Annotated in this window: 20 protein-coding genes and 2 riboswitches; of the genes, 12 read left to right on the top strand and 8 right to left on the bottom strand. The window is 69.1% G+C overall.

Going from position 1 to position 21,224, the window contains the following annotated elements; genetic code table 11:
- Window positions 1–56: 56 nt before the first annotated feature.
- On the bottom strand, window positions 57–839 hold the full coding sequence (locus tag AC07OX_RS25425) for an SDR family oxidoreductase (protein ID WP_495262181.1): 783 nt from the start codon (window positions 837–839) through the stop codon (window positions 57–59).
- Window positions 840–979: 140 nt separating this feature from the next.
- On the opposite strand from AC07OX_RS25425, the gene AC07OX_RS25420 reads away from it, so the two are divergent.
- Window positions 980–2,683, top strand: coding sequence for an electron transfer flavoprotein-ubiquinone oxidoreductase (locus tag AC07OX_RS25420; RefSeq protein WP_062474428.1), 1,704 nt, complete (start codon window positions 980–982; stop codon window positions 2,681–2,683).
- A 55-nt stretch (window positions 2,684–2,738) separates the two neighbouring features.
- Here AC07OX_RS25420 and AC07OX_RS25415 read toward each other — a convergent pair whose 3' ends face one another.
- A complete protein-coding gene (locus AC07OX_RS25415; protein ID WP_495262182.1) occupies window positions 2,739–3,800 on the bottom strand; it encodes a hypothetical protein in 1,062 nt (353 codons plus the stop codon).
- A gap of 65 nt (window positions 3,801–3,865) precedes the next feature.
- Here AC07OX_RS25415 and denD point away from each other — a divergent pair, with 65 nt between their 5' ends.
- From denD to AC07OX_RS25395, 4 genes are all read left to right on the top strand, one after another.
- Window positions 3,866–4,882, top strand: coding sequence for a D-erythronate dehydrogenase (gene denD / locus AC07OX_RS25410; RefSeq protein ID WP_070059377.1), 1,017 nt, complete (start codon window positions 3,866–3,868; stop codon window positions 4,880–4,882).
- 55 nt (window positions 4,883–4,937) lie between these two features.
- Complete coding sequence (locus tag AC07OX_RS25405) at window positions 4,938–5,912, top strand: TRAP transporter substrate-binding protein (RefSeq protein WP_095744873.1); 975 nt, start codon at window positions 4,938–4,940, stop codon at window positions 5,910–5,912.
- 80 nt (window positions 5,913–5,992) lie between these two features.
- Window positions 5,993–6,505: a TRAP transporter small permease gene (locus AC07OX_RS25400; protein WP_062474469.1), complete on the top strand. Its 513-nt coding sequence runs from the start codon at window positions 5,993–5,995 to the stop codon at window positions 6,503–6,505.
- A 10-nt stretch (window positions 6,506–6,515) separates the two neighbouring features.
- On the top strand, window positions 6,516–7,808 hold the full coding sequence (locus tag AC07OX_RS25395) for a TRAP transporter large permease (protein WP_062474420.1): 1,293 nt from the start codon (window positions 6,516–6,518) through the stop codon (window positions 7,806–7,808).
- A 36-nt stretch (window positions 7,809–7,844) separates the two neighbouring features.
- On the opposite strand, the gene AC07OX_RS25390 is transcribed toward AC07OX_RS25395, so the two are convergent.
- Window positions 7,845–8,624, bottom strand: coding sequence for an AraC family transcriptional regulator (locus tag AC07OX_RS25390; protein ID WP_495262183.1), 780 nt, complete (start codon window positions 8,622–8,624; stop codon window positions 7,845–7,847).
- 108 nt (window positions 8,625–8,732) lie between these two features.
- Between AC07OX_RS25390 and AC07OX_RS25385 the strand changes: the two genes are divergently transcribed.
- From AC07OX_RS25385 to gcvP, 6 genes are all read left to right on the top strand, one after another.
- Entirely contained in the window at window positions 8,733–9,923 is a 1,191-nt protein-coding gene (locus tag AC07OX_RS25385) for an MFS transporter (RefSeq protein WP_495262184.1), read from the top strand.
- A 260-nt stretch (window positions 9,924–10,183) separates the two neighbouring features.
- Window positions 10,184–10,666, top strand: coding sequence for a L,D-transpeptidase Cds6 family protein (locus AC07OX_RS25380; RefSeq protein ID WP_495262185.1), 483 nt, complete (start codon window positions 10,184–10,186; stop codon window positions 10,664–10,666).
- Between the two features lie 96 nt (window positions 10,667–10,762).
- Complete coding sequence (locus AC07OX_RS25375; RefSeq protein WP_447743401.1) at window positions 10,763–11,299, top strand: hypothetical protein; 537 nt, start codon at window positions 10,763–10,765, stop codon at window positions 11,297–11,299.
- 31 nt (window positions 11,300–11,330) lie between these two features.
- Window positions 11,331–11,421: riboswitch (glycine riboswitch) on the top strand.
- Between the two features lie 12 nt (window positions 11,422–11,433).
- A riboswitch (glycine riboswitch) is annotated at window positions 11,434–11,538 on the top strand.
- A gap of 47 nt (window positions 11,539–11,585) precedes the next feature.
- Complete coding sequence (gene gcvT, locus AC07OX_RS25370) at window positions 11,586–12,758, top strand: glycine cleavage system aminomethyltransferase GcvT (protein WP_070059552.1); 1,173 nt, start codon at window positions 11,586–11,588, stop codon at window positions 12,756–12,758.
- A 71-nt stretch (window positions 12,759–12,829) separates the two neighbouring features.
- The gene (gene gcvH, locus AC07OX_RS25365; RefSeq protein ID WP_062474411.1) at window positions 12,830–13,201 is read left to right on the top strand and encodes a glycine cleavage system protein GcvH; all 372 of its coding nucleotides are present in this window, start codon (window positions 12,830–12,832) and stop codon (window positions 13,199–13,201) included.
- Between the two features lie 60 nt (window positions 13,202–13,261).
- The gene (gcvP, locus tag AC07OX_RS25360; protein ID WP_495262186.1) at window positions 13,262–16,171 is read left to right on the top strand and encodes an aminomethyl-transferring glycine dehydrogenase; all 2,910 of its coding nucleotides are present in this window, start codon (window positions 13,262–13,264) and stop codon (window positions 16,169–16,171) included.
- Window positions 16,172–16,202: 31 nt separating this feature from the next.
- On the opposite strand, the gene AC07OX_RS25355 is transcribed toward gcvP, so the two are convergent.
- From AC07OX_RS25355 to AC07OX_RS25345, 3 genes are all read right to left on the bottom strand, one after another.
- Complete coding sequence (locus tag AC07OX_RS25355) at window positions 16,203–16,451, bottom strand: hypothetical protein (protein ID WP_062474407.1); 249 nt, start codon at window positions 16,449–16,451, stop codon at window positions 16,203–16,205.
- A gap of 108 nt (window positions 16,452–16,559) precedes the next feature.
- Window positions 16,560–17,471 carry a DUF3014 domain-containing protein gene (locus tag AC07OX_RS25350; protein WP_495262187.1) on the bottom strand — a complete coding sequence of 304 codons (912 nt, stop codon included), beginning with the start codon at window positions 17,469–17,471 and terminating at the stop codon, window positions 16,560–16,562.
- 142 nt (window positions 17,472–17,613) lie between these two features.
- Entirely contained in the window at window positions 17,614–18,732 is a 1,119-nt protein-coding gene (locus AC07OX_RS25345) for a DUF2855 family protein (RefSeq protein WP_495262188.1), read from the bottom strand.
- Between the two features lie 50 nt (window positions 18,733–18,782).
- Between AC07OX_RS25345 and AC07OX_RS25340 the strand changes: the two genes are divergently transcribed.
- Window positions 18,783–19,403 carry a TetR/AcrR family transcriptional regulator gene (locus tag AC07OX_RS25340; protein ID WP_495262189.1) on the top strand — a complete coding sequence of 207 codons (621 nt, stop codon included), beginning with the start codon at window positions 18,783–18,785 and terminating at the stop codon, window positions 19,401–19,403.
- Here the strand turns inward: AC07OX_RS25340 and AC07OX_RS25335 are convergent.
- Together AC07OX_RS25335 and AC07OX_RS25330 are read right to left on the bottom strand one after the other, a co-directional pair.
- Window positions 19,378–20,055 carry an alpha/beta hydrolase gene (locus tag AC07OX_RS25335; RefSeq protein WP_070059384.1) on the bottom strand — a complete coding sequence of 226 codons (678 nt, stop codon included), beginning with the start codon at window positions 20,053–20,055 and terminating at the stop codon, window positions 19,378–19,380. The genes AC07OX_RS25340 and AC07OX_RS25335 overlap by 26 nt on opposite strands.
- Before the next feature lie 39 nt (window positions 20,056–20,094).
- Window positions 20,095–21,135, bottom strand: coding sequence for an NAD(P)H-dependent flavin oxidoreductase (locus AC07OX_RS25330; RefSeq protein WP_495262190.1), 1,041 nt, complete (start codon window positions 21,133–21,135; stop codon window positions 20,095–20,097).
- Between the last annotated feature and the right edge of the window lie 89 nt (window positions 21,136–21,224).

The raw sequence follows: 21,224 nt of genomic DNA, 5'->3' as shown, positions 1-21,224 counted from the left end.
GCCCCAGAGCGCGCCCGCGCCCAGGCCGGCGGCAATGCCGATCCAGGCTCGGGAATTCAGAGGACGAACCCGTCGTCAGCCGCGATGACGGCGCCGTTCACGAAATGGCTCTCGCCACTGGCCAGCAGCACGATCAGGCCGTCGAGGTCTTCGGGCTTGCCCACGCGCTTGCGCGGCAGCATGCTGACCAGCTTGGCACCACCTTCGGTGCTCCAGTGCTCCTCGTTGAGCTCGGTCGTGATGTAGCCCGGGCACAGCGCGTTCACGTTGATGCCGAAGCGGCCCCATTCGAGCGCCATGGCCTTGGTCATCTGCACCACGGTGGCCTTGCTCATGCAGTAGGTGCCGATCTGCGGCATGACCTTCAGCGCCGCTGACGACGCGATGTTGATGATGCGTCCGCCGATGTAGGTGCCCGGCGCCTTGCCCTGGGCGCGCGCCAGCATGCGCTTGCCGACCTCCTGCGCGACGAAGAAGGAGCCCTTCACGTTGGTGTCGAAGATGTAGTCGTAGTCCTCGGGCGTGACGTCCTGCAGGCGCTGCGTCGCGCTCACGCCCGAGTTGTTGACCAGGATGTCGATGGGCCCCACCTCGGTCTCGGCGCGCGCCACGGCGGCCTTGATGCTGCCGATGTCGGTCACGTCGAGCTCGACCACGTGGGCGTCATGGCCCTCGCCTTCGATGCGCGCGCGCAGCTCCTTGAGCTTCTCGACGCGGCGGCTGGCCAGCACCACGGCGGCGCCGGCACGGGCCAATGTTTTCGCGAACTGGGCGCCCAGTCCGCTGGAGGCGCCGGTGACGAAAGCCACGCGGCCGGAGAGATCGATGCTGTAAGCCATGAGCTGAATCCTGTGGAGTCGCGCAGGTGACGCAAGGCGCCTCGCCTGCGGGCGACAAGGCCCCCGCCGGACGCCGCATAAAATGCCCGGCGAACCGGGACGCCCCCGCGCCTCTAAAAATCATTATCGACCCAACCCACATGACGCACGACGAAATCCTCGCCCAGTTCGGCCCTCGCGAAGCCATGGAATACGACGTGGTCGTGGTCGGCGGCGGCCCCGCCGGCCTCTCGACCGCGATCCGCCTCAAGCAGCTCGCCGCCCAGCAGGAGAAGGAAATCTCCGTCGTGGTGCTCGAGAAGGGTTCCGAGCCCGGCGCGCACATCCTGTCGGGCGCCATCATGGACCCGCGCGCGCTCAACGAGCTGCTGCCCGACTGGGAGGAACTCGGCGCCCCGCTGAACCAGCCCGTGACCGACGACGCCATGGTGTTCCTGAGCGAAAAGTCGGGCCTGCGCACGCCCAACGCCTTCCTGCCGGCCTGCTTCCAGAACCACGGCAACTACATCATCAGCCTGGGCGCCTTCACCAAGTGGCTGGCGCAGCAGGCCGAGAACCTGGGCGTGGAAATCTTCCCGGGCTTCCCGGCCGCCGAAGTGCTCTACAACGAGAACGGCTCGGTGCGCGGCGTGGCCACCGGCAACATGGGCGTCGGCAAGGACGGCGAACCCACCGAGAACTTCCAGCTCGGCATGGAACTTCTGGGCAAGTACACGGTGTTCGCCGAAGGCGCGCGCGGCCACCTGGGCCGCCAGCTCATCGCCAAGTTCAAGCTCGACGAAGGCCGCGACCCGCAGACCTACGGCCTGGGCGTCAAGGAAGTCTGGGAAATCGATCCCAAGCGCCACCAGCCCGGCTTCGTGCTGCACACGGCCGGCTGGCCGATGGATAACAACACCTACGGCGGCGCCTTCCTCTATCACATGGAGGACAACAAGGTCACGATGGGCTTCATCACGGGCCTGGACTACAGCAACCCGTACCTGAGCCCGTTCGAGGAAATGCAGCGCTGGAAGCTGCACCCCAACATCCGCTGGTACCTCGAGGGCGACGAAGCCAAGGGCATCAAGCCCGCCAAGCGCATCGGCTACGGCGCGCGCGCCATCACGGCCGGCGGCCTGATGTCGCTGCCCAAGACGGTGTTCCCAGGCGGCGCGCTGGTCGGCTGCGAGGCCGGCTACCTGAACGTGAGCCGCATCAAGGGCAGCCACGCCGCCATCAAGACCGGCATGCTGTGCGCCGAGGCCGCGTTCGACGCGGTCATGGCCGGCCGCCAGCACGACGAGCTCACGGCCTACCCCGCCGCGTTCGAGAAGAGCTGGCTCTACACCGAGCTGAACAAGGCGCGCAACTTCAAGGCCTGGTTCAAGAAAGGCCTGGGCATCGCCACGGTCATGAACGGCGTCGAGCAATGGCTGCTCAAGGGCCACATCCCATGGACCCTGCGCCGCAACAAGCCCGACCACCAGTACCTGAAGCCGGCCGCCGAGTGCAAGCCCATCGTCTATCCGAAGCCGGACGGCAAGCTCACCTTCGACCGCCTCTCCAGCGTGTTCATCAGCAACACGAACCATGAAGAGCAGCAACCCGCCCACCTGACGCTGAAGGATGCGTCGGTGCCGGTCAACGTCAACCTCGCCAAGTTCGCCGGCCCCGAAAGCCGCTACTGCCCGGCCGGCGTGTACGAGTTCGTGCCCGACGAAGCCAGCGCCGGCAAGGAACGCCTGCAGATCAACGCGCAGAACTGCGTGCACTGCAAGACCTGCGACATCAAGGACCCGACGCAGAACATCGTCTGGGTCACGCCCGAAGGCGGTGGCGGCCCGAACTACGTGGGCATGTAAGCCCCGCCGCGTCGATGCATGAAAGCCCTCTTCGGAGGGCTTTCTTCATGGTGCTTCAGGCGAGGTACGCGTCGACCTCGTCGGGCGTGAGGAAGTGCACCAGCGACACCTGCGGGTGCTGCTCGGCGTGCAGCACGTGGGTGAACCCGTTCCAGCTGCGCCCGGGCTTGTCGTCCGTCTCCAGCGCGACGAGCACCAGCCGCCCCTGCCGGCGCGCGTTCTCGCGCAGCGTGCCCTCCCCCCAGGACCACGCCATGCGGTCCACCAGCTCGCCCTTGGCGAAGGCCGTCGCCTGCAGCCAGAGGAAGGCGGCAGCATCGCTGTCCGCGTCGCGGCGTGTGCGCGGCGGCTGCCGGATGCCCAGCGTCTGGGCGTGCGTTTCCATCAGGTCCTGCAGCAGCGAGAAGGCGTGGAAGTTGTTGTTGATGCCCTGGGCGCGAACGACCATGCCCGCGCGCGACGCCGGCAGCAGGACCACTAGCTCGTCCTCGTACGACAGCTGGGCCGCGGCGCGCAGGAAGTGCAAGGCCTCGAAGGGCAGCGAGTCGTTGGCGTACATCGCCTCGATGTGCGCGAGCAGGCCTGCGTCCGCCATCAGCGACTGGTGATTGCGCACATCGCGCACCACCATGGTCATGAGCGGCAGCACCAGCAGGTCGACCGCGCGCTGCAGCGCATCGATCTCGAAACGCGCCTGCGGCGACAGCGCCGCGAGCGCCGCTTCGGCGGCCTGCCAGGCGGCGAGTTCTGCCTCGTCCTGCGGTTCTTCGTCGTCCTCATCGGGTTCGTACGGCTGCGCCGCGCAGAAAGGCGCCAGCGACGCCAGCAGGCGCCCCGCCAGCTGCCGCACGGCGTCGAACATGAGCTGCGGATCGGCGCCGTTCTCGACCAGCGCGCCGCAGAACACCGCCAGCAACGCGGCCCGGTGCGGATGCAGCTCGCCGAGCCGCGCGACGGCGGCCCGCAGCACCTCGTCCTTCGCCGAGCCTTCCACCACCTCGAAGTAGAGCGCACGGACCTCCGGCCGCTTGAAGAAGGAAGCCTGGGTGTCGAGGTCGGCGTCCTGCAGCACAGGCAGTCGCAGGGTGGCGAGGAGATCGGGAGGCAACATGGGCATGCGCAAATTGTGCGATACCACCGACGCTATCCTCGCGACACAAGGACACAAGGAGACAGGACCTCATGCACATCGTCATCACCGGCGGCGCCGGCTTTCTCGGCGCGCGCCTGGCGCGCACCCTCCTGGCCCTGGGCCAGCTGTCGCTCGCCGGCGCCCCCGCCCGCGACATCGCACGCATCACGCTGGTCGACCGCGCGCCGCCGCCGCCCGACCTCGCGGCCAACCCGCGCATCGCGGCCGCCACCGGCGACCTGAACGCCCAGCTGGCCGACGACGGCGCCACCTTCTGGCGCGAGGCCGACGCGGTGTTCCACCTGGCGGCCGCCGTCAGCGGCGAATGCGAGGCCGACTTCGACCTGGGCATGCGCAGCAACTTCGCCGCCACGCACGGCCTGCTCGAGAAGCTGCGCGCGCTCGGCACGCGGCCGGTGCTGGTGTTCTCCAGCTCGCTCGCCGTGTTCGGCGATTCGCCCGAACAGCCGCTGCCCGCGCTCATCGACGACCACACGCTGCCCACGCCGCAGACCAGCTACGGCATCCAGAAATTCATCGGCGAGCAATTGGTGGCCGACTACACGCGCAAGGGCTTCGTGCAGGGGCGCAGCGTGCGCCTCATGACGGTGAGCGTGCGCCCCGGCCTGCCCAACGGCGCGGCCTCGGGCTTCTTCAGCGGCATGATCCGCGAGCCGCTCGCCGGCCTGCGCGCGGCCTGCCCGGTGCCCGACGAGACGCCCGTGGCCATCGCCTCGCCGGCCCGGACCATCGAAGGCATCGTGCGCGCCGCCGAAGCCAGCGACGCCGACTGGGGCCCGCGCACCGCGCTCAACCTGCCTTCGCTGGCCACCACGGTGGGCGAAATGGCCGCCGCGCTCGAACGCGTGGCCGGCCGCGCCGCCACCGACCTGCTCGACCGCACGCCCGACGCCGCCATCCGCCGCATCGTGAAAACCTGGCCCGGACGCTTCGACACGCCGCGCGCGCGGGCCCTCGGGCTCACGGCCGACGAGAGCTTCGACGCGGTGATCCGCGCCTACGTCCGTGAAAGTCCCGACGCGGTCAAACTGGTTATTGGTGCATAGTCATTTCCTGACCTGCGCCTGACGCGCTTTCGACCCCCAACTCCCCGGAGACACCATGAAATTCGGCCACATCGCCGCCGCCTGCCTTTCGCTCGCCCTGGGCACCGCCGCCCTCGCGCAGCAACCCACCGTTCTCAAGATCGGCTATGCGACGTCCAAGGAATCGCATTACGGCGTGGGCTCCACCGTGTTCTGCGAAGAGGTCGAGAAGAACACCCAGAACCGCTTCAAGTGCCAGCACTTCGCCAACTCGGCGCTGGGCGGCGAGCGCGAGCAGATCGAAGCGATCCAGCTCGGTACGCAAGACCTGCTGAACACCTCGACCGGCCCCGTGGGCAACTTCGTGCCCGAGGTCAAGATCGTCGACATCCCCTTCCTGTTCCGCGACTACGACCACGCCCGCAAGGTCATGGACGGCCCCATCGGCCAGGACATCCTGACCAAATTCCCGAGCAAGGGCATCATCGCGCTGGCCTGGACGGAAAACGGCTTTCGCCACATGACGAACAGCAAGCGCGACATCGTCAAGCCCACCGACGCGGCCGGCCTGAAGATGCGCACCATGGAAAACAAGGTGCACATGGACGGCTACCGCACCTTCGGCATCCTGCCCACGCCGATGGCCTTCCCGGAACTGTTCGGCGCGCTGCAGCAAGGCACGGTCGACGGCCAGGAAAACCCGATTCCCGTGATCCTGTCCTCGAAGTTCTCGCAGGTGCAAAAGCACCTGTCGCTCACCGGCCACGTCTACTCGCCGGCGCTGCTGCTGCTGTCGCCCAAGGTGTGGAACAAGCTCTCGGACGCCGACAAGAAGGTGTTCACCGAAGCGGCGAAGAAGGCCTCGATCGCACAGCGCAAGAAGGTCAACGACGACGAGAACAACGGCATCGCCCAGCTTGAGAAAGACGGCATGAAGGTCACGCGCACCGTCGACGGCGCGGCCTTCCGTGAAGCCCTGAAGCCGGCCTACGTGGGCTACGCCAAGGAATTCGGCGCCGACAACATCAAGAAGATCACGGACGTCAAGTAAGACCGCTCCGCCCCGACCGCGCCCGGCCCGCCTCAGTGTGCCGGGCGCTTCGCATTTCCGACACCACAGAGAACCACAACGTGCAAGCCTTCGAGCGCTACTTTCTCGCCGCCAACCGGTGGGCGCTGATCCTCCTGCTGGCGGCCATGTCCGTCATCATCTTCACCAACGTCGTGCTGCGCTACACCACGAACCAGTCGATCGAATGGGCCGAAGAGGTGTCGCGCCACATGATGATCTGGCTCACCTTCCTGGGCGCCGGGCCCGTGCTGCGCTACGGCGGCCACATCGCCGTCGAGAACCTGCAGGACGCCCTGCCCCGGCCGGCGGCCGTGGCGGTGCGCATCGTGGTGGCCGGGCTGCTGTTCGCCTTCTTCGGCTTCATGGTCTGGTACGGCTGGCTCTACATGGAACGCACGATGTTCCAGCTCACCGCCGTGACGCAGATTCCGTTCGCCTACATCTACAGCGCGATGCTGATCGGCGGCGTGCTGCTGATCGTGCACTGGCTGCTGGTGGTGCGCGGCTACGTGCTGAACCGCGAGTTCGCGTCCGACGCGCATTTCGACGCCAACGCGTCGGCCTCGCTGTAAGGAGAAGACCATGGATGCCAGCATTGTCCTGATCGTCTCCGCCTGCGTGTTCCTGGCCATCGGCGTGCCCGTGGCCTTCGCGCTCGGCCTGGCCACGGCCGCCACCCTGATCCTCGCGGAAAGCTACCCGCTGATGGTGCTGTTGAAGGAAACCTTCACCGGCATCGACAGCTTTCCGCTGATGGCCGTGCCCTTCTTCATCCTGGCCGCCGAGCTCATGAGCGGCGGCTCGCTCACCGAGGTGCTGCTGCGCTTCGCGGGCCAGTTCGTCGGCCACCGGCGCGGCGGGCTGGGCTACACCAACGTGGTGTCGCTGACCTTCTTCTCGGGCATCTCGGGCTCGGCGCTGGCCGACGCGGCCGGCCCCGGCTCGATGCTCATCAAGATGATGGACAAGGCCGGCTACGACCGCTCGTACGCGGCGGCGCTGACGGCCTCCACGGCCATCGTGGGGCCGATCATTCCGCCCTCGATCATCATGATCATCTACGCGCTGCAGGACGAGACCGTGTCGGTCGGCCAGCTGTTCGTGGCCGGCATCGTGCCGGGCATCCTGATCGCGGTGGCGATGTGCGTCGTGAACTTCTACGTGTCGAAGAAGCGCAACTACAAGGGCGACGGCCAGACGCCGCCGCTGCGCGAGATCCTCATCACGACCTGGAAGGCGATTCCCGCCATCCTGCTGCCGGTGGTGATCCTGGGCGGCATGCGCGCCGGCTGGTTCACGCCCACCGAAGCCTCGGTGGTGGCGGTGTTCTACGCGCTGGTGTGCGGCAAGTTCATCTACCGCACGCTCGAGTGGAAGATGCTGCCCGACATCCTGTCGCGCTCGGCCCTGCTGTCGGCGTCGGTGCTGATCATCATCGGGCTGTCGGCCTCGTTCGCCTGGGTGCTGACCATCGAGGGCATTCCGCAGCAGATGGCCGAATGGCTCATCAGCATGAACCTCTCGCCGTGGATGTTCCTGATCATCGTCAACGTGTTCCTGCTCCTGTTCGGCATCTTCATCGAGCCGCTGCCGGGCGTGATGGTGCTGGCGCCGATCCTTGCGCCGGTGGCGATCAAGCTGGGCGTCGACCCGGTGCACTTCGCGATGATCGTGATCTTCAACCTCACGCTGGGCATGATCACGCCGCCGGTGGGCGGGCTGCTGTTCGTGACCTGCAACGTGTCGAAGGTGCCGATGTCGGCGCTGGTGAAGGAACTGGTGCCCTTCCTGTGGGCGCACGGCGCGGTGCTGATGCTGCTGACCTTCGTGCCGATGCTCAGCACCTGGCTGCCGCGCGCGCTCGGATTCAAGTAGCGGCGCAGGCCGCTCCCGCCCACGCCTTCACCCGCCTCAGGCCGGCGGGTGCAGGTACTGGCTCGGCGGCACGCCGAGCGTGCGGCGGAACATCGCGGTGAAGGCGCTCGGGCTCTCGTAGCCATGCGCCAGCGCCACCTCCAGGATCGACGCGCCCGCGGCCAGCCGCGGCAGGCTCAGCAGCAGCCGCGCCTGGCGGCACCATGCACCGAAGGTCATGCCGGTCTCGCGTTCGAACAACCGCGCCAGCGTGCGCGCGTTCATGTGCAGCCGCGCGGCCCAGCCGTCGAGCGTGGCGGGCTGCGCGGGGTCGCGGATCAGCGCCTCGCACAGCGAGGCCAAGCGTGCGTGGCGCGGCATCGGCACATGCAGCGACAGCGCGGGCGCGGCCTCGATCTCGTCGAGGATCAGCTCCATCACGCGCTCGTCGCGCCCGCCCGGCGGGTAGGCCAGCGGCAGCGACACGGCCGCCACGATCAGCTCGCGCAGCAACGCACCCACATGGATCACGCGGCACTCGGCGCCCAGGTCGGCGCGCGTGCCGGGCTCGACGAAGACGGTGCGCATCTTCACCTCGCCCGCCATGCGGATCTGGTGCGTCATGCCCGGCGGCACCCAGACGCCGCGCCCCGGCGGCACCACCCAGCTGCCGGCCGCCGCGCCGACCATCATCACGCCCGAGATCGCGTGGATGAGCTGGCCGCGCCGGTGCGCATGCGGTGGAATGAAGGCGTCGCCCGCCGGATCGGTGGCCAGCACGGCCACCGCGCGCGGGGTCGATTCGCCCTCGTCGGGGCGCAGATTCAGTTTGTCCATTTCACGACGATGTTTGCACATTCGTAGCAAGAACATCTTTCCGTGTCTTCCTACGATCGCTTTTCCTCCCTTTTTCTCAAACCGGACATCGAAGAAAGAAGCCATCGCATGAACACGCGCCGACTCGGGCTGCTCACCGGCACCCATGCCGTCAACGACCTCTACCAGGGCCTCGTGCCCGCGCTGCTGCCCTTCATGGTGCTGGAGCGCGGCTACAGCTACACGGCCGTGAGCGGCCTGATGCTGGCGGCCACCGGGCTGTCGAGCGTGGTGCAGCCGCTGTTCGGCCTGTACGCCGACCGCCACCCGCGCGCCTGGCTGGTGCCCGTGGGCTTCCTGGTGGCGGCGCTGGGCGTGGTGCTGGCGGGCCTGAGCCAGAGCTACCTGCTGACCTGGATCGCGGTCGCGCTGTGCGGGCTGGGCATCGCGGCCTACCACCCGCCCGCCACCGTGGCCGCGCGCGCGGCCGGCGGCGCCTCGCAGAAGGCGATGAGCGTGTTCTCGGTGGGCGGCACCATCGGCGCCTCGTTCGCGCCTGTGCTGGCGGCCACGGTGGTCGGCGGCGGCAGCCTGTCGCGCAGCTATCTGCTGGGCATTCCCGCGGTGGCGATGGGCGTGGTGTGGGTCGCGGCGAATGCACGGCGCGGCGCGGCCGCCCACCAAGCGGCCACGGCGGCGCGCGCCGCGCAGGCCCGCGCCCAGGTGCTGAAACCGCACAACGACTGGCGCGCCTTCAGCCTGCTGGTCGCGACCATCGTGGGCTGGTCGATCCCCTACGTCACGGTGCTGTCGATGCTCTCGCTGCGCATCACGCGCGACCTGCACGGCACCACCTTCCAGGGCGCCGCGGCACTCACCGCCTTCACCGCCGCAGGGGCCGTGGGCACGCTGGCCGGCGGCTGGCTCGGCGACCGCATCGGGCGCATGGGCACGATCCGCTGCGGCTACCTGCTCGCGCTGCCGGCCATGGCGGGCCTCGTGCTCGCCTCCACGCCCGGCGCGGCGCTGGCCTGCACCGCGTGGCTCGGCATGAGCATGTTCCTGCCCTTCGCCGCGCAGGTGACGCTCGCGCAGGACTACCTGCCGCGCAACCCGGCCACCGCCAGCGGCATCACGCTCGGCCTCGCGCTCTCGGTCGGCGGGCTGGTGTCGCCGCTGTTCGGCCTGCTGTCGGATGCGCGCGGGCTCGGCGTGACGCTCACGGTGGTGTTGTGCGTGCTGTGCGTCGCGACCGTGCTGGCCTTGCGGCTGCGCAACCGGACGGTGCAGGTGATGGCGGGCGAGGCCGCCGCGGCCTGAGTTGAGTTCCGTTCCCGCGCAACGGCAGCGCCCACCGTGCACAGGGCACTGGGTGCTTCCCGCAGCGAAATCAAGGAGGAGCCGAAGGCGGGGGACATTCGCGGAGGGAAGTACCCGGTGTCCTGTGCACGCGCCCTGAACCACGGACCACCGAAATCCGTGGGCGATTCAACGCCGCACGCGCTCTCTTTCACTGCCAGAATCGACGCAAGCTTCGACGTCGAGCCTGACAGACAAGAAGAAGGAAAGAGAAGGACGCCATGCACCGAATCGTCGCCCAGGGCAGCAGCCTTGTCGCTGCCGGCTTGCTGGCCACCGCCGGTATCGCGGCCACGCCGGCCGCCCCGCCCGTTGCAGCCGTTGCGCCAGCAGCCGCCCCCGCCAACCCCACCAATCCCGTCACCCACCTGGCCGAAGTGGAAAGCGCCGTGCGCGCCTGGGCCGCCGCCTGGTCCGCGCGCGACGTGGAGCGCTACCTCGCCGCCTACGCGAGCGACTTCACCCCCGCGCGCGGCCAGACCCGCGAGCGCTGGGAGGCCGACCGGCGCGCCCGCATCACGGGCAAGTCGCGCATCAGCGTGGGCATCGAGGGGCTGGTGATCAGCGTCCAGGGCACGTCAGCCAGCGCGCAGTTCCGGCAGGTCTACAGCGCCGACGCGCTCACCGAGACCGACCGCAAGACGCTCGAGCTGCAGCGCGTGGGCCCGCGCTGGCTGATCCGCAAGGAGAGCGCGGGCAACTGACGCGCGCCGCCTTGTCCCTGTAAGGCAAATGGTTCACGAAGATGTCACCACTTGCAACGATGCTGCAGCCTTCGACCTCCGAAAGCAGTGGCCGCCATGTTCCCCACCAAGACCGAGAAGGCACGCGACGAACTCCAGACCGGGCAGCGCACGCTCAGCCAGCGTGAGCGCGCCCTGCTGCTCATGGCCGACGGCCGGCGCTCGCTGACCGACTTCAGCCCGCTGTTCCCCAGCCGCGTCGAGGCCGAGCAGGCGATCCAGGGGCTGATGCAGCGCGGCTACCTGCAGGTCGCGCGCCCGGTCGCGCCGCCTCCCGCACCGGCCCCCACGCCCGTCCCCGCCGCCGAGCCGATCCAGGTCGCCACCTCGGCCGACAGCTTCGACGGCAAGCGCTCGCTGGCCACCACGCGCATGTTCCTGTTCGACATCTGCGAACGCATGTTCGTGCGCCGCGACCCGCGCTTCGCCAACCAGATGCGCGACGCCCTGCGCGAGGCGCGCGACCGCGAGGCCATGCTGACCATCGCCGCGCTGATGCTCTCCGAGATCGAGAAAGCCGCCGGCCCCGAGCGCGCCGACTCGCTGCGCGAGCGCATCGACAAGCTGCTGCCGCCGGCGGAAACCGTGCACTGAGCCGCCAGCCCCGGCCCCGCGATCCACTACACTCGCCGGGTCAGGAGAGAGCCCCGCGCGACGGGGCCGCCGAAGGCGCAGGGGTTCCCCGAACGCTCAGGCAAAAGGACTGACAAGACGCCGGCAACCACCGGCGTTTCCTTGCTGGAGAGAGGCCGTGGCATTGCACACGGCCCACCGAAGGAGCAAACCCCGATCGTGGGGCGAATCTCTCAGGTAAAGCGGACAGCAGGGGTGGCCCGTGGCGTTGCAGCCATGGATTTCGACTGCCCCTTTGGAGTGCCCCGTGGCCGCTTCCTCCGCTTCTGACGCCCAACTTCTCAAGACCCCGCTGTACGACCTGCACGTGGAGCTCGGCGCCCGCATGGTGCCCTTCGCCGGCTATTCCATGCCCGTGCAGTACCCCGCCGGCCTCATGGCCGAGCACAAGCACACGCGCGATGCGGCCGGCCTGTTCGACATCTCGCACATGGGCCAGCTGCGCCTGGTCGGCCCCGATGCCGCCGCCGCGTTCGAAACCCTGATGCCCGTCGACGTGGTCGATCTGCCCGCCGGCAAGCAGCGCTACGGCCTGCTGCTGAACGACGAGGGCGGCATCCTCGACGACCTGATGTTCTTCAACGAAGGCAATGGCTCGCTCTTCGTGATCGTGAACGGCGCCTGCAAGGTGGCCGACATCGCCCACATCCAGGCCAGGATCGGCGCGCGCTGCCAGGTGCAGCCCCTGCCCGACCACGCCCTGCTCGCACTGCAAGGCCCGCAGGCCGCGGCCACGCTGGCGCGCCTGTCGCCCGGCATCGAGCGCTTCGTGTTCATGACCGGCGGCGCGGTGCAGATCGGCGGCATCGCGGCCTTCGTCACCCGCAGCGGCTACACCGGCGAAGACGGCTTCGAGATCTCGGTGGCCGCCAAGGATGCCGACGCCCTCGCCCGCCTGCTGCTCGCGCAGCCCGAGGTGAAGCCCGTCGGCCTGGGCGCGCGCAACTCGCTGCGGCTCGAAGCCGGCCTGTGCCTGTACGGCAACGACATCGACACCACCACCACCCCGGTCGAAGCCTCGCTCAACTGGGCGATCCAGAAGGTGCGCCGCGCCGGCGGTGCGCGCGAAGGCGGTTTTCCGGGCGCGGCCAAGGTGCTGGCCCAGCTGGCCGCCGTCGCCTCGGGCGCGGCCGGCCACACCGACCACAAGACGCTCACGCGCAAGCGCGTCGGCCTCGTGGCACTCGAACGCATTCCGGTGCGCGACGGCACGCTGCTGCAGTCGCTCGAAGGGCACGACATCGGCGCCGTCACCAGCGGCCTGCTCGGCCCCACCGCCGACCGCTGCGTGGCCATGGGCTACGTGGCCGCCGCCTTCGCCGAGCCCGGCACGCGCGTGCAGGCCATCGTGCGCGGCAAGCCGGTGCCGATGGAAGTCTCGACCATGCCCTTCGTGCCGACGCGCTACTACCGCGGCTGACCGACACTGAACCCCGCAGACCCGGCTAGGCTCTGCATCCCGATTCCATTTTTTCCACGAGGAGTTTTTTCATGAGCATCAAATACACCAAGGACCACGAATGGGTGGCGGCCGAAGGCGGCGCCGCCACCGTCGGCATCACCGTGCATGCGCAGGACGCGCTGGGCGACGTGGTGTTCGTCGACCTGCCTGAAGTGGGCAAGACCTTCGCGCAGGGCGAGGTCGCCGGTGTGGTCGAGTCGGTGAAGGCCGCCGCCGATGTGTTCATGCCCGTGTCGGGCGAGATCACCGAAGTGAACGAAGCGCTGCGCGCCGACCCGTCGCTGGCCAACAGCGACCCGCTGGCCGCCGGCTGGTTCTTCAAGGTCAAGCTGAGCGAGCCCGCGCAGCTCGACGCCCTGCTCGACGCCGCCAGCTACGACAAGTTCGCCGCCGAATCCTGATCCGCTGAACCGCAGCCGTTTCCTCGCACCTTCGTTCATTCTCCCCGAGCCTTCACCGCCATGCCGATTCCCGCCCTTCCCTCTTTGCAAGCCCTAGAGAACGCCGAAGAATTCCTCGCCCGCCACATCGGCATCGATGCAGCGGACGAGGCGCGCATGCTGCCGGTGATCGGCTCGGAAACGCGCGCGGAGCTCATCGACGGCATCGTGCCGGCGGCCATCCGCCGCGCCCGGCCGATGCGCCTGCCCGCGCCCGTCACCGAGGCCGACGCGCTGGCCGAGCTGAAGGCGCTGGCGTCGAAGAACAAGGTGTTCAAGAGCTTCATCGGCCAGGGCTACTACGGCACGCACACGCCGGGCGTGATCCTGCGCAACATCCTGGAGAACCCCGCCTGGTACACCGCCTACACGCCCTACCAGGCCGAGATCTCGCAGGGCCGCATGGAAGCCCTGCTCAACTTCCAGACGATGGTGTGCGACCTCACGGGCATGGCCATCGCCAATGCCTCGATGCTCGACGAGGCCACGGCCGCCGCCGAGGCCATGACGCTCGCCAAGCGCAGCGTGAAGAGCAAGAGCAACGTGTTCCTGGTCTCTGGCGACTGCCACCCGCAGACCATCGAAGTCATCAAGACGCGCGCCGCGCCGCTGGGCATCGAGGTCAAGGTGAGCACCGTGTCGGAAACGCTGCCGCACCTGATGGTGAGCGGCGAGTTCTTCGGCGTGCTCGCGCAGTACCCGGCCACCACCGGCCACGTGCACGACCTGCGCCCGCTCGCGGGCCACGCGCACCAGTGCGACGCCGCCTTCATCGTCGCGGCCGACCTGCTGGCGCTGACACTGCTGGTCGCCCCCGGCGAGTTCGATGCCGACATCGTCTGCGGCACCACGCAGCGCTTCGGCATGCCGCTGTGCAACGGCGGCCCGCACGCCGCCTACCTGGCCTGCCGCGATTCGTTCAAGCGCTCGCTGCCCGGCCGCCTCGTCGGCGTGAGCGTCGACACGCACGGCCAGCCCGCCTACCGCCTCGCGCTGCAGACGCGCGAGCAACACATCCGCCGCGAGAAGGCCACCTCGAACATCTGCACCGCGCAGGTGCTGCCGGCCGTGGTCGCCAGCATGTACGCCGTGTACCACGGCCCCGACGGCCTCACGCGCATCGCACAGCGCGTGGCCGTGCTGACCGCCATCCTCGCCAAGGGCCTGTCGCAGATGGGCCGCGAGCCGGTGAACACCACCGCCTTCGATTCGCTGACGATCCGCACCGGCGACGACACGGCCGCGATCATCGAACGCGCGCAGGCCGGCGGCGTCAACCTGCGCCAGCGCCTGCAGCAGCACCTGGGCATCTCGCTGGACGAAACCACCACGCGCGCCGACATCGAAACCCTGTGGGCCCTGTTCGTGCCCGCCGGCACCGCGATGCCGCGCTTCGACGAGCTGGCCGCCAGCACCACGCCGCTGATTCCCGAGGACCTGCGCCGCACCAGCGCCTTCCTCACGCACCCGGTGTTCAACACCCACAAGAGCGAAACGGCGATGCTGCGCTACATCCGCAGCCTCTCGGACAAGGACCTCGCGCTCGACCGCAGCATGATCCCGCTGGGCAGCTGCACCATGAAGCTCAACGCGACCAGCGAGATGATCCCCATCACCTGGCCCGAGTTCGCCAACATCCACCCCTTCGCGCCCGCCGACCAGCTGCAGGGCTACGCCCAGCTCGACGCGCAGCTGCGCGCCTGGCTGTGCGAAGCGACCGGCTACGCGGGCATCAGCCTGCAGCCCAACGCGGGCTCGCAAGGCGAGTACGCGGGCCTGCTGGCCATCAAGTCCTTCCATGAAGCCAAGGGCCAGGGCCACCGCAACATCTGCCTGATTCCCTCGTCCGCGCACGGCACCAACCCGGCCAGCGCCCAGATGGTGGGCCTGCAGGTGGTGGTGACGGCCTGCGACGCGCAGGGCAACGTCGACATGGACGACCTGAAGCGCGCCTGCGAAAAACACAGCGCCCACCTGGCCGCCGTGATGATCACCTACCCCAGCACGCACGGCGTGTTCGAAACCCGCGTGAAGGAACTGTGCGAGCTCGTGCATGAGCACGGCGGCCGCGTGTACGTCGACGGCGCCAACATGAACGCGCTGGTCGGCGTGGCCGCGCCGGGCGAGTTCGGCGGCGACGTGAGCCACCTGAACCTGCACAAGACCTTCTGCATCCCGCACGGCGGCGGCGGCCCGGGCGTCGGCCCGGTCTGCGTGGTCGAAGACCTCGTGCCCTACCTGCCGGGCCATGCCACGGCCGGCGTGCCCTCGAACGGCGTGGGCGCCGTCTCGGCCGCGCCGCTCGGCAATGCGGCCGTGCTGCCGATCAGCTGGATGTACTGCCGCATGATGGGCGCCAAGGGCCTGCAGGCCGCGACCGAAACGGCCATCCTCAGCGCCAACTACATCAGCGCCCGCCTGAAGGACCACTACCCCACGCTGTACGCGAGCCCCAACGGCCACGTCGCGCACGAGTGCATCCTGGACCTGCGCCCGCTCAAGGACACCAGCGGCGTCACCGCGGAAGACGTGGCCAAGCGCCTCATCGACTACGGTTTCCACGCGCCCACGCTGAGCTTCCCCGTGCCCGGCACGCTGATGGTGGAGCCCACCGAAAGCGAACCGCTGGCCGAGCTCGACCGTTTCGTCGACGCGATGATCGCCATCCGCGGCGAGATCCGCCGCGTGGAAGAAGGCGTCTGGTCGAAGGACGACAACCCGCTCAAGCACGCGCCGCACACCGCAGCCAGCCTGCTCGGCACGGAGTGGAGCCACCCCTACTCGCGCGAACTCGGCGCGTTCCCGCTGGCCGAACTCAAGCAGGCCAAGTACTGGCCGCCGATCGGGCGCGTCGACAACGTCTACGGCGACCGCAACCTGTTCTGCAGCTGCGTGCCGGTGAGCGAGTACCAAGAAACCGAAGAGGCCTGACGAAGGCGCGGCGGCGCAGGCCGCCCGCCGTTCAGCCTTCGCGGCGGTACATCGCCCACTTCACGGTGAGCAGGTCCGCGGCGATCTTCGCTGCGTTCACGCCCGCGTAGGTTTCGGACGGATCGAACGCGAAGGCCGCCTGGTAGCGCTTGATGTGCGCGTAGTCCCGATCGAAGGTCATCGGGCCCATGAGTTCGGTCGGGTCGGTGCCGGCGGGAAGCGCCAGGAATTTCCCGGGGTCGGTGGTGCTCTGGTAAAGATCGACGCTCATCAGGTTCATGGCTTGCCCTCGAAGTCGTAAGCGCAAATCATCTCGACCCTTCGCGCCGCATGCAATCGGCCCGCGCCTACAGGGCGTGCAGGCGGGGCGCTGTCAGTGCATCGCGCCTCAGGGCTGCTTCTTCTTCGCGATCTCGCCGGTGGCGATCTGCGCGCGCAGCCCGCGCAGGCTGGCCTTCATCTTGCGCTCGTTCTCGGGCCCCATGCGCACCAGGATCTTCTGGCCGGCCGAGAGCGATTCGAGCTTCGGGTCGGCGTATTCGTAGCGCACCCAGGGCCGCTGCGAGGGGATGTCGCCCTTCACCTCGACCAGCTTCACCTGCACCGGGCCGATGGGCTCGGGCGCCTGCAGCAGGTGGTCGATCACGGCGATGAAGCGGTCATTGAAATAGCGGCCCGGATAGCCCAGCTCTTCGTACGCCTGCTGGAACAGCGGGTACAGCCGCGCATACACCGCCGCTGCCTTGGCCGGATCGACCGACCCGGCCAGCATCACGATGCCGTTGTAGCGCGCGGCGTTGTTCGCCGCGACGGTCTGCACGCCGCCCTGCTGCGGCCCCTCGGTGATGAAGCGCTGCGGCGCGGGCTGCACGGGCCACTTGCTGGCGGGCGCCTGCTCGCGCGGCAGGTTGTCGACCGTGGCGACGAAGCGCCGCACCACGCCGTCGGACTGCAGGTAGGCCGCGACGGCCTTGCCGCCCAGCAGCTCGGTGAGCGCCTTCATCACGCGCGCATCGGAACTGGCCAGCGCGGGCAACGCGGCATCGGGCGGGGCCAGCGCCTCGACCGGGTTCTGCGGGCCCTTCGGCTCTTCGGCCTTGGGCGGCTCGGGGGGCGCGTCGGTCGGGGCGACGGCCACGGGCGCGGTCGGCAGCGGCGCCAGTTGCTGCTGCTGGTACCAGCGCCAGCCGAAATAAGCCGCCACCAGCACGACCAGCGCCAGGCCGACGATGGTGCCCATCGGCGCTTCCTTGCGGGGTCGGAATTCAGGGGTGTCGCGGGGGGAGTCGGCATCGGACATGGGCGGTTTCCTTTTGCGGGATGGCAGTGGGGAGACGAAAGGCAATGGTGCACCAGGATGGCCTGCACGGCCCGCACGATCGCCACGTTCTCGTAACCCCCTGTGACGCCCCACCCGCGCCGAAGTTCAGTCGCTCAGCCCGTCACGCGCCGCCGATGCGCACCACATGCGCCTCGCGCGGATCGACGCGGCCCGCGTGCAGGTCGGCGATCACGGCCTGCGCATGCGCGAAGCCACGGCCCTGCGCCAGCGTCATCCAGCGGTTGCCCGGGCGGCTCAGCTCGGCGATGAAGCGGCCCTGCGCGTCGTTGAAGCGGCGATTGACCTCCTGCGGCCCCCAGTCGGCATTGCGCTTGCGGATCTGCACGGGCGCGAAGTAGAGCTTGGGCGTGGGGCCGGGCAGCGCGCTGGTGTCGCCCAGGAATTCGGTCTTCTGCGCCGAGCCCGCATAGCAGTCGTAAACCAGCGACTCGCCGAAATGGTGGTGCACCGTGGCGCGCAGGTCGTCGTGGCCCGCGAAGTCGACGTACAGCGTGGGCACGTCGGCCGCCAGCGACGCGATCTCGCCGTAGGCCACCGTGCGGTCGTAACAGCCCAGCGCCTCGACGAAGGCGCGGTTGCCTTCCGACGTGGCCGCGATCAGCTGCAGGCCCTCGCGGCGGCCGAGGCAGAAGGCCGTGCCGAACGCGGTCTTGCTCGACGCGCTCGACACCACCACCTGTCTCGCGCCGAAGAAGGCGTTGTCTTCGAGGAAGTCGGCCAGCATGAACGAGGTGATGAACAGCGGACGCACCAGCATCTGGTAGTCCTCCAGCGCGGCGACGTAGCCCGCGTCGTGGCTGCAGCGCATGTACTGGTTGTAGGCCGACACCAGTTCGCTGCGGTGCGCCGCGCCGTCGTAGAAGCCGCGCGGCGTCACGCGCACCGGCTGCATGCGCAGGTGGCTCGCAATGGGAAAGTAGCCGTAGAAGCGCTCGCCCACCGCCACGCCTTCGACATTCGACGCCACCACGTCGGCAAAGCCCCAGGCCGGCATGTGGCCCCAGTCGGCGTCGCCGGTGGGAAAGAACTGCCAGTACTTCATCACCGCATCGCCGAAGGCCGCGTAGGTGATGTTGTTGGTGGTGAGCGAGAAGCGCTCGATCTGCATCAGCACCTCGCCCGGCTGCAGAGTGCCGGCGTCTTCCGAGGTGACGATGCGGGTGGTTCCGAGTGCGTTCTTGCGCGTTTCGAGGCGGGTTAAAGTGAATGCGTTGTTCATTCGCAAACTGTAGGACGGCCCGCTTCGCCGCGGGTTCGGAAACCCGGTCCATGCCCGCCGCACCCCGCTCCAAGCCCCTGAAACGCCCCACGCAGGCGCGCAGCAAGTTCACCGTGCAGGCCATCTACGACGCCTTTGTTCGGATTTGGCGCGCGCAGGGCTGGGAGGGCGTGACCACGCGCGCCGTGGCGCTCGAAACCGGCATCGCCGTCGGCACCTTCTACGACTACTTTCCCGACAAGGACGCCCTGCTCTCGGGCTATGTGCGCCACTGCGTCGAGGCGCTGCTGGCGCGGCTCGACGAAGACGTGATCGCGCCTTCAGACATCGACTGGCGCGAACGCACGCAGCGCCTCGTGCGCCTCACCTGCGACACGCGCATCGACGGCTTGCCCGCCTTCGACCACGAGATGCTGATGCTCGAACACCGCGTGGCGGAGCCCAAGCACCACCGGCGCGTGTACGACGAGCTGCTCGCGCGCTGGACGCAGGCCTTCGCCGCCTGCCACGACCTGCAGCCGCCACCCTCGCCCGCCACCGTGCAGGCGCTGCTGACCGCGGCCTGGGGCGGGCGCCGCTACCGGCTGCTGGTGCAGCCCGACAACGCGGCGGGGGATGCCTGGATCGACGAGATGGAAGCGATGGTCAGGGCGCGGCTGTTGGCGCGCTGAGCGCCTGCAGCCACGCCAGCGTGCCCTGCAGCTCGGCCGGGCGGATCTCGTGCGCGCCCGGAAAGTCCGAGCCCGACAGCGCCAGCGGCAGCCCGCGCGCCAGCTCGCGCGTGGCCTGTGCGGCGCTCGGCGGAATCACGTTGTCGGCGCTGCCGTGGCTCACCCACAGCGCCTTGCCCGCGAAGGCTTCGGGGGGCGCGATGTGCGGCACCACCTCGGGCAGCAGCCGGCTGTGCCACACCAGCGCAGCGCGCAGCTTCTCGGGCTGCGTGAGCAGCAGCGACAGCGACATGATCCCGCCCTGGCTGAAGCCGCCGACCACCACGCGCTCGGGCGGAATGCCCAGCTGCTGCGACGCCGACGTGACCATCTCGCCGATGAGGAAGCGGCTTTCGCGCTCCTGTTCTTCGTCGATGCGGCGCCCGCCGTCGGCCAGCACCTGGAACTCGAACCACGCGTAGGAACCGGGCGACAGCACGTACGGCGCGCGCAGGCTCAGCACGTGGAACTGCGGCGGCATCATGCGCGCCAGGCCGAACAGGTCCTGCTCGTTGCTGCCCACGCCGTGCATGAGCACGAGCAGCCAGGGTTCAGGGCCGCCCGAGGGTGCGGGATGGTGCAGGAACTGCAGGGGCAGATGGAGCGATGTCATGGGTCGGAAGGGCTCGAAAAAAATGACGGACGGCGCGGCTCAGCGAAAGCCCTTGGCCAGCGCCCGCGTGACCTCGGCCGAGGACACCTCGCGGCAGCCGGTGGCGTTCTGCCCCGACCACAGCGGAGAAAAATCGCCGCTGCCCTGCGCTTCGGCCTTGGCGCGCAGCGGCGCGATGCCCGAGGTGGCGAGCGGAAATTCCGGCGCCGGGCCGATGGGGCCCAGCTCGCGCATCACGCGGTTGACGATGCCGCGCGCCGGTCGGCCGGTGAACAGGTTGGTGAGCGCCGTGTGGCGCGCGGCCTCGCTCTTCAGCGCCGCGCGGTGCAGCGCGCTGGTCATGGCCTCGGGCGTCAGCAGGTAGGCCGTGCCGACCTGCACGCCGGCCGCGCCCAGCGCCATGGCCGCGGCCACGCCGTCGGCATCTGCGATGCCGCCGGCTGCGATCACCGGCACTTTCAATGCGCGCACCAGCTGCGGCAGCAACGCGAAGGTGCCAAGCTGTTTCGTGAGGTCGTGCGACAGGAAATGGCCGCGGTGCCCGCCGGCCTCCAGCCCCTGCGCGATGACCGCGTCGACGCCCTTCGCCTCGAGCCACAGCGCCTCGTCGACGGTGGTGGCCGAAACCAGCACCTTCGCGCCCCAGCCGCGCACCTTGGCCAGCAGCGGCTCGGGCGGCAGCCCGAAATGGAAGCTCACCACCGGCGGCTTGAACTCGGCCAGCAGGTCGGCCACCTCGGCGCTGAAGGGGTTGCGCCCGGGGCCGGTCGGGATGCCCGCGGGATCGATGCCGAACTCGGCGTAGTACGGCCCCAGCGCGGCGCGCCAGGCGGCCTCGCGTGCCTCGTCCGGCGTGGGCGGGGTGTGGGCGAAGAAATTGACGTTGAAGGGCTTGTCGGTGCCCGCGCGGATCGCCGCGAGTTCGCTGCGCATCGCGTCGGGGCCGAGCATCGCGCAGGGCAGCGACCCCAGGCCGCCTTCGTTGCACACCGCGATCGCCATCGCGCTGGCCTGCGCGCCGGCCATCGGCGCCTGGATCAAGGGAAGTTCGGTGCCGAGGATCTGTTGCAACGTCGTCATTCGGGGTGCGCTCCTGTGTCCGTGTGTCGAATGCACGGCATTGTCCGGCCAAGCCGTTGAGCGCGGCGCCCGCGGGGTCATCGGGACAG

It is taken from the genome of Variovorax sp. GW821-FHT09D07, assembly GCF_059416345.1.
This window is presented reverse-complemented; position numbering and strand designations above follow the sequence as displayed.

Bases quoted from the DNA above. Each gene is read 5' to 3' on its own strand.
- AC07OX_RS25415 (WP_495262182.1), bottom strand. From the start codon at position 3,800: ATGCCCATGTTGCCTCCCGATCTCCTCGCCACCCTGCGACTGCCTGTG.
- AC07OX_RS25380 (WP_495262185.1), top strand. From the start codon at position 10,184: ATGCACCGAATCGTCGCCCAGGGCAGCAGCCTTGTCGCTGCCGGCTTG.
- AC07OX_RS25340 (WP_495262189.1), top strand. From the start codon at position 18,783: ATGCCCGCCGCACCCCGCTCCAAGCCCCTGAAACGCCCCACGCAGGCG.
- gcvP (WP_495262186.1), top strand. From the start codon at position 13,262: ATGCCGATTCCCGCCCTTCCCTCTTTGCAAGCCCTAGAGAACGCCGAA.
- AC07OX_RS25350 (WP_495262187.1), bottom strand. From the start codon at position 17,471: ATGTCCGATGCCGACTCCCCCCGCGACACCCCTGAATTCCGACCCCGC.
- AC07OX_RS25395 (WP_062474420.1), top strand. From the start codon at position 6,516: ATGGATGCCAGCATTGTCCTGATCGTCTCCGCCTGCGTGTTCCTGGCC.
- denD (WP_070059377.1), top strand. From the start codon at position 3,866: ATGCACATCGTCATCACCGGCGGCGCCGGCTTTCTCGGCGCGCGCCTG.
- AC07OX_RS25390 (WP_495262183.1), bottom strand. From the start codon at position 8,624: ATGGACAAACTGAATCTGCGCCCCGACGAGGGCGAATCGACCCCGCGC.
- AC07OX_RS25425 (WP_495262181.1), bottom strand. From the start codon at position 839: ATGGCTTACAGCATCGATCTCTCCGGCCGCGTGGCTTTCGTCACCGGC.
- AC07OX_RS25355 (WP_062474407.1), bottom strand. From the start codon at position 16,451: ATGAACCTGATGAGCGTCGATCTTTACCAGAGCACCACCGACCCCGGG.
- AC07OX_RS25405 (WP_095744873.1), top strand. From the start codon at position 4,938: ATGAAATTCGGCCACATCGCCGCCGCCTGCCTTTCGCTCGCCCTGGGC.
- AC07OX_RS25330 (WP_495262190.1), bottom strand. From the start codon at position 21,135: ATGACGACGTTGCAACAGATCCTCGGCACCGAACTTCCCTTGATCCAG.
- AC07OX_RS25385 (WP_495262184.1), top strand. From the start codon at position 8,733: ATGAACACGCGCCGACTCGGGCTGCTCACCGGCACCCATGCCGTCAAC.
- AC07OX_RS25345 (WP_495262188.1), bottom strand. From the start codon at position 18,732: ATGAACAACGCATTCACTTTAACCCGCCTCGAAACGCGCAAGAACGCA.
- AC07OX_RS25375 (WP_447743401.1), top strand. From the start codon at position 10,763: ATGTTCCCCACCAAGACCGAGAAGGCACGCGACGAACTCCAGACCGGG.
- AC07OX_RS25335 (WP_070059384.1), bottom strand. From the start codon at position 20,055: ATGACATCGCTCCATCTGCCCCTGCAGTTCCTGCACCATCCCGCACCC.
- AC07OX_RS25420 (WP_062474428.1), top strand. From the start codon at position 980: ATGACGCACGACGAAATCCTCGCCCAGTTCGGCCCTCGCGAAGCCATG.
- gcvH (WP_062474411.1), top strand. From the start codon at position 12,830: ATGAGCATCAAATACACCAAGGACCACGAATGGGTGGCGGCCGAAGGC.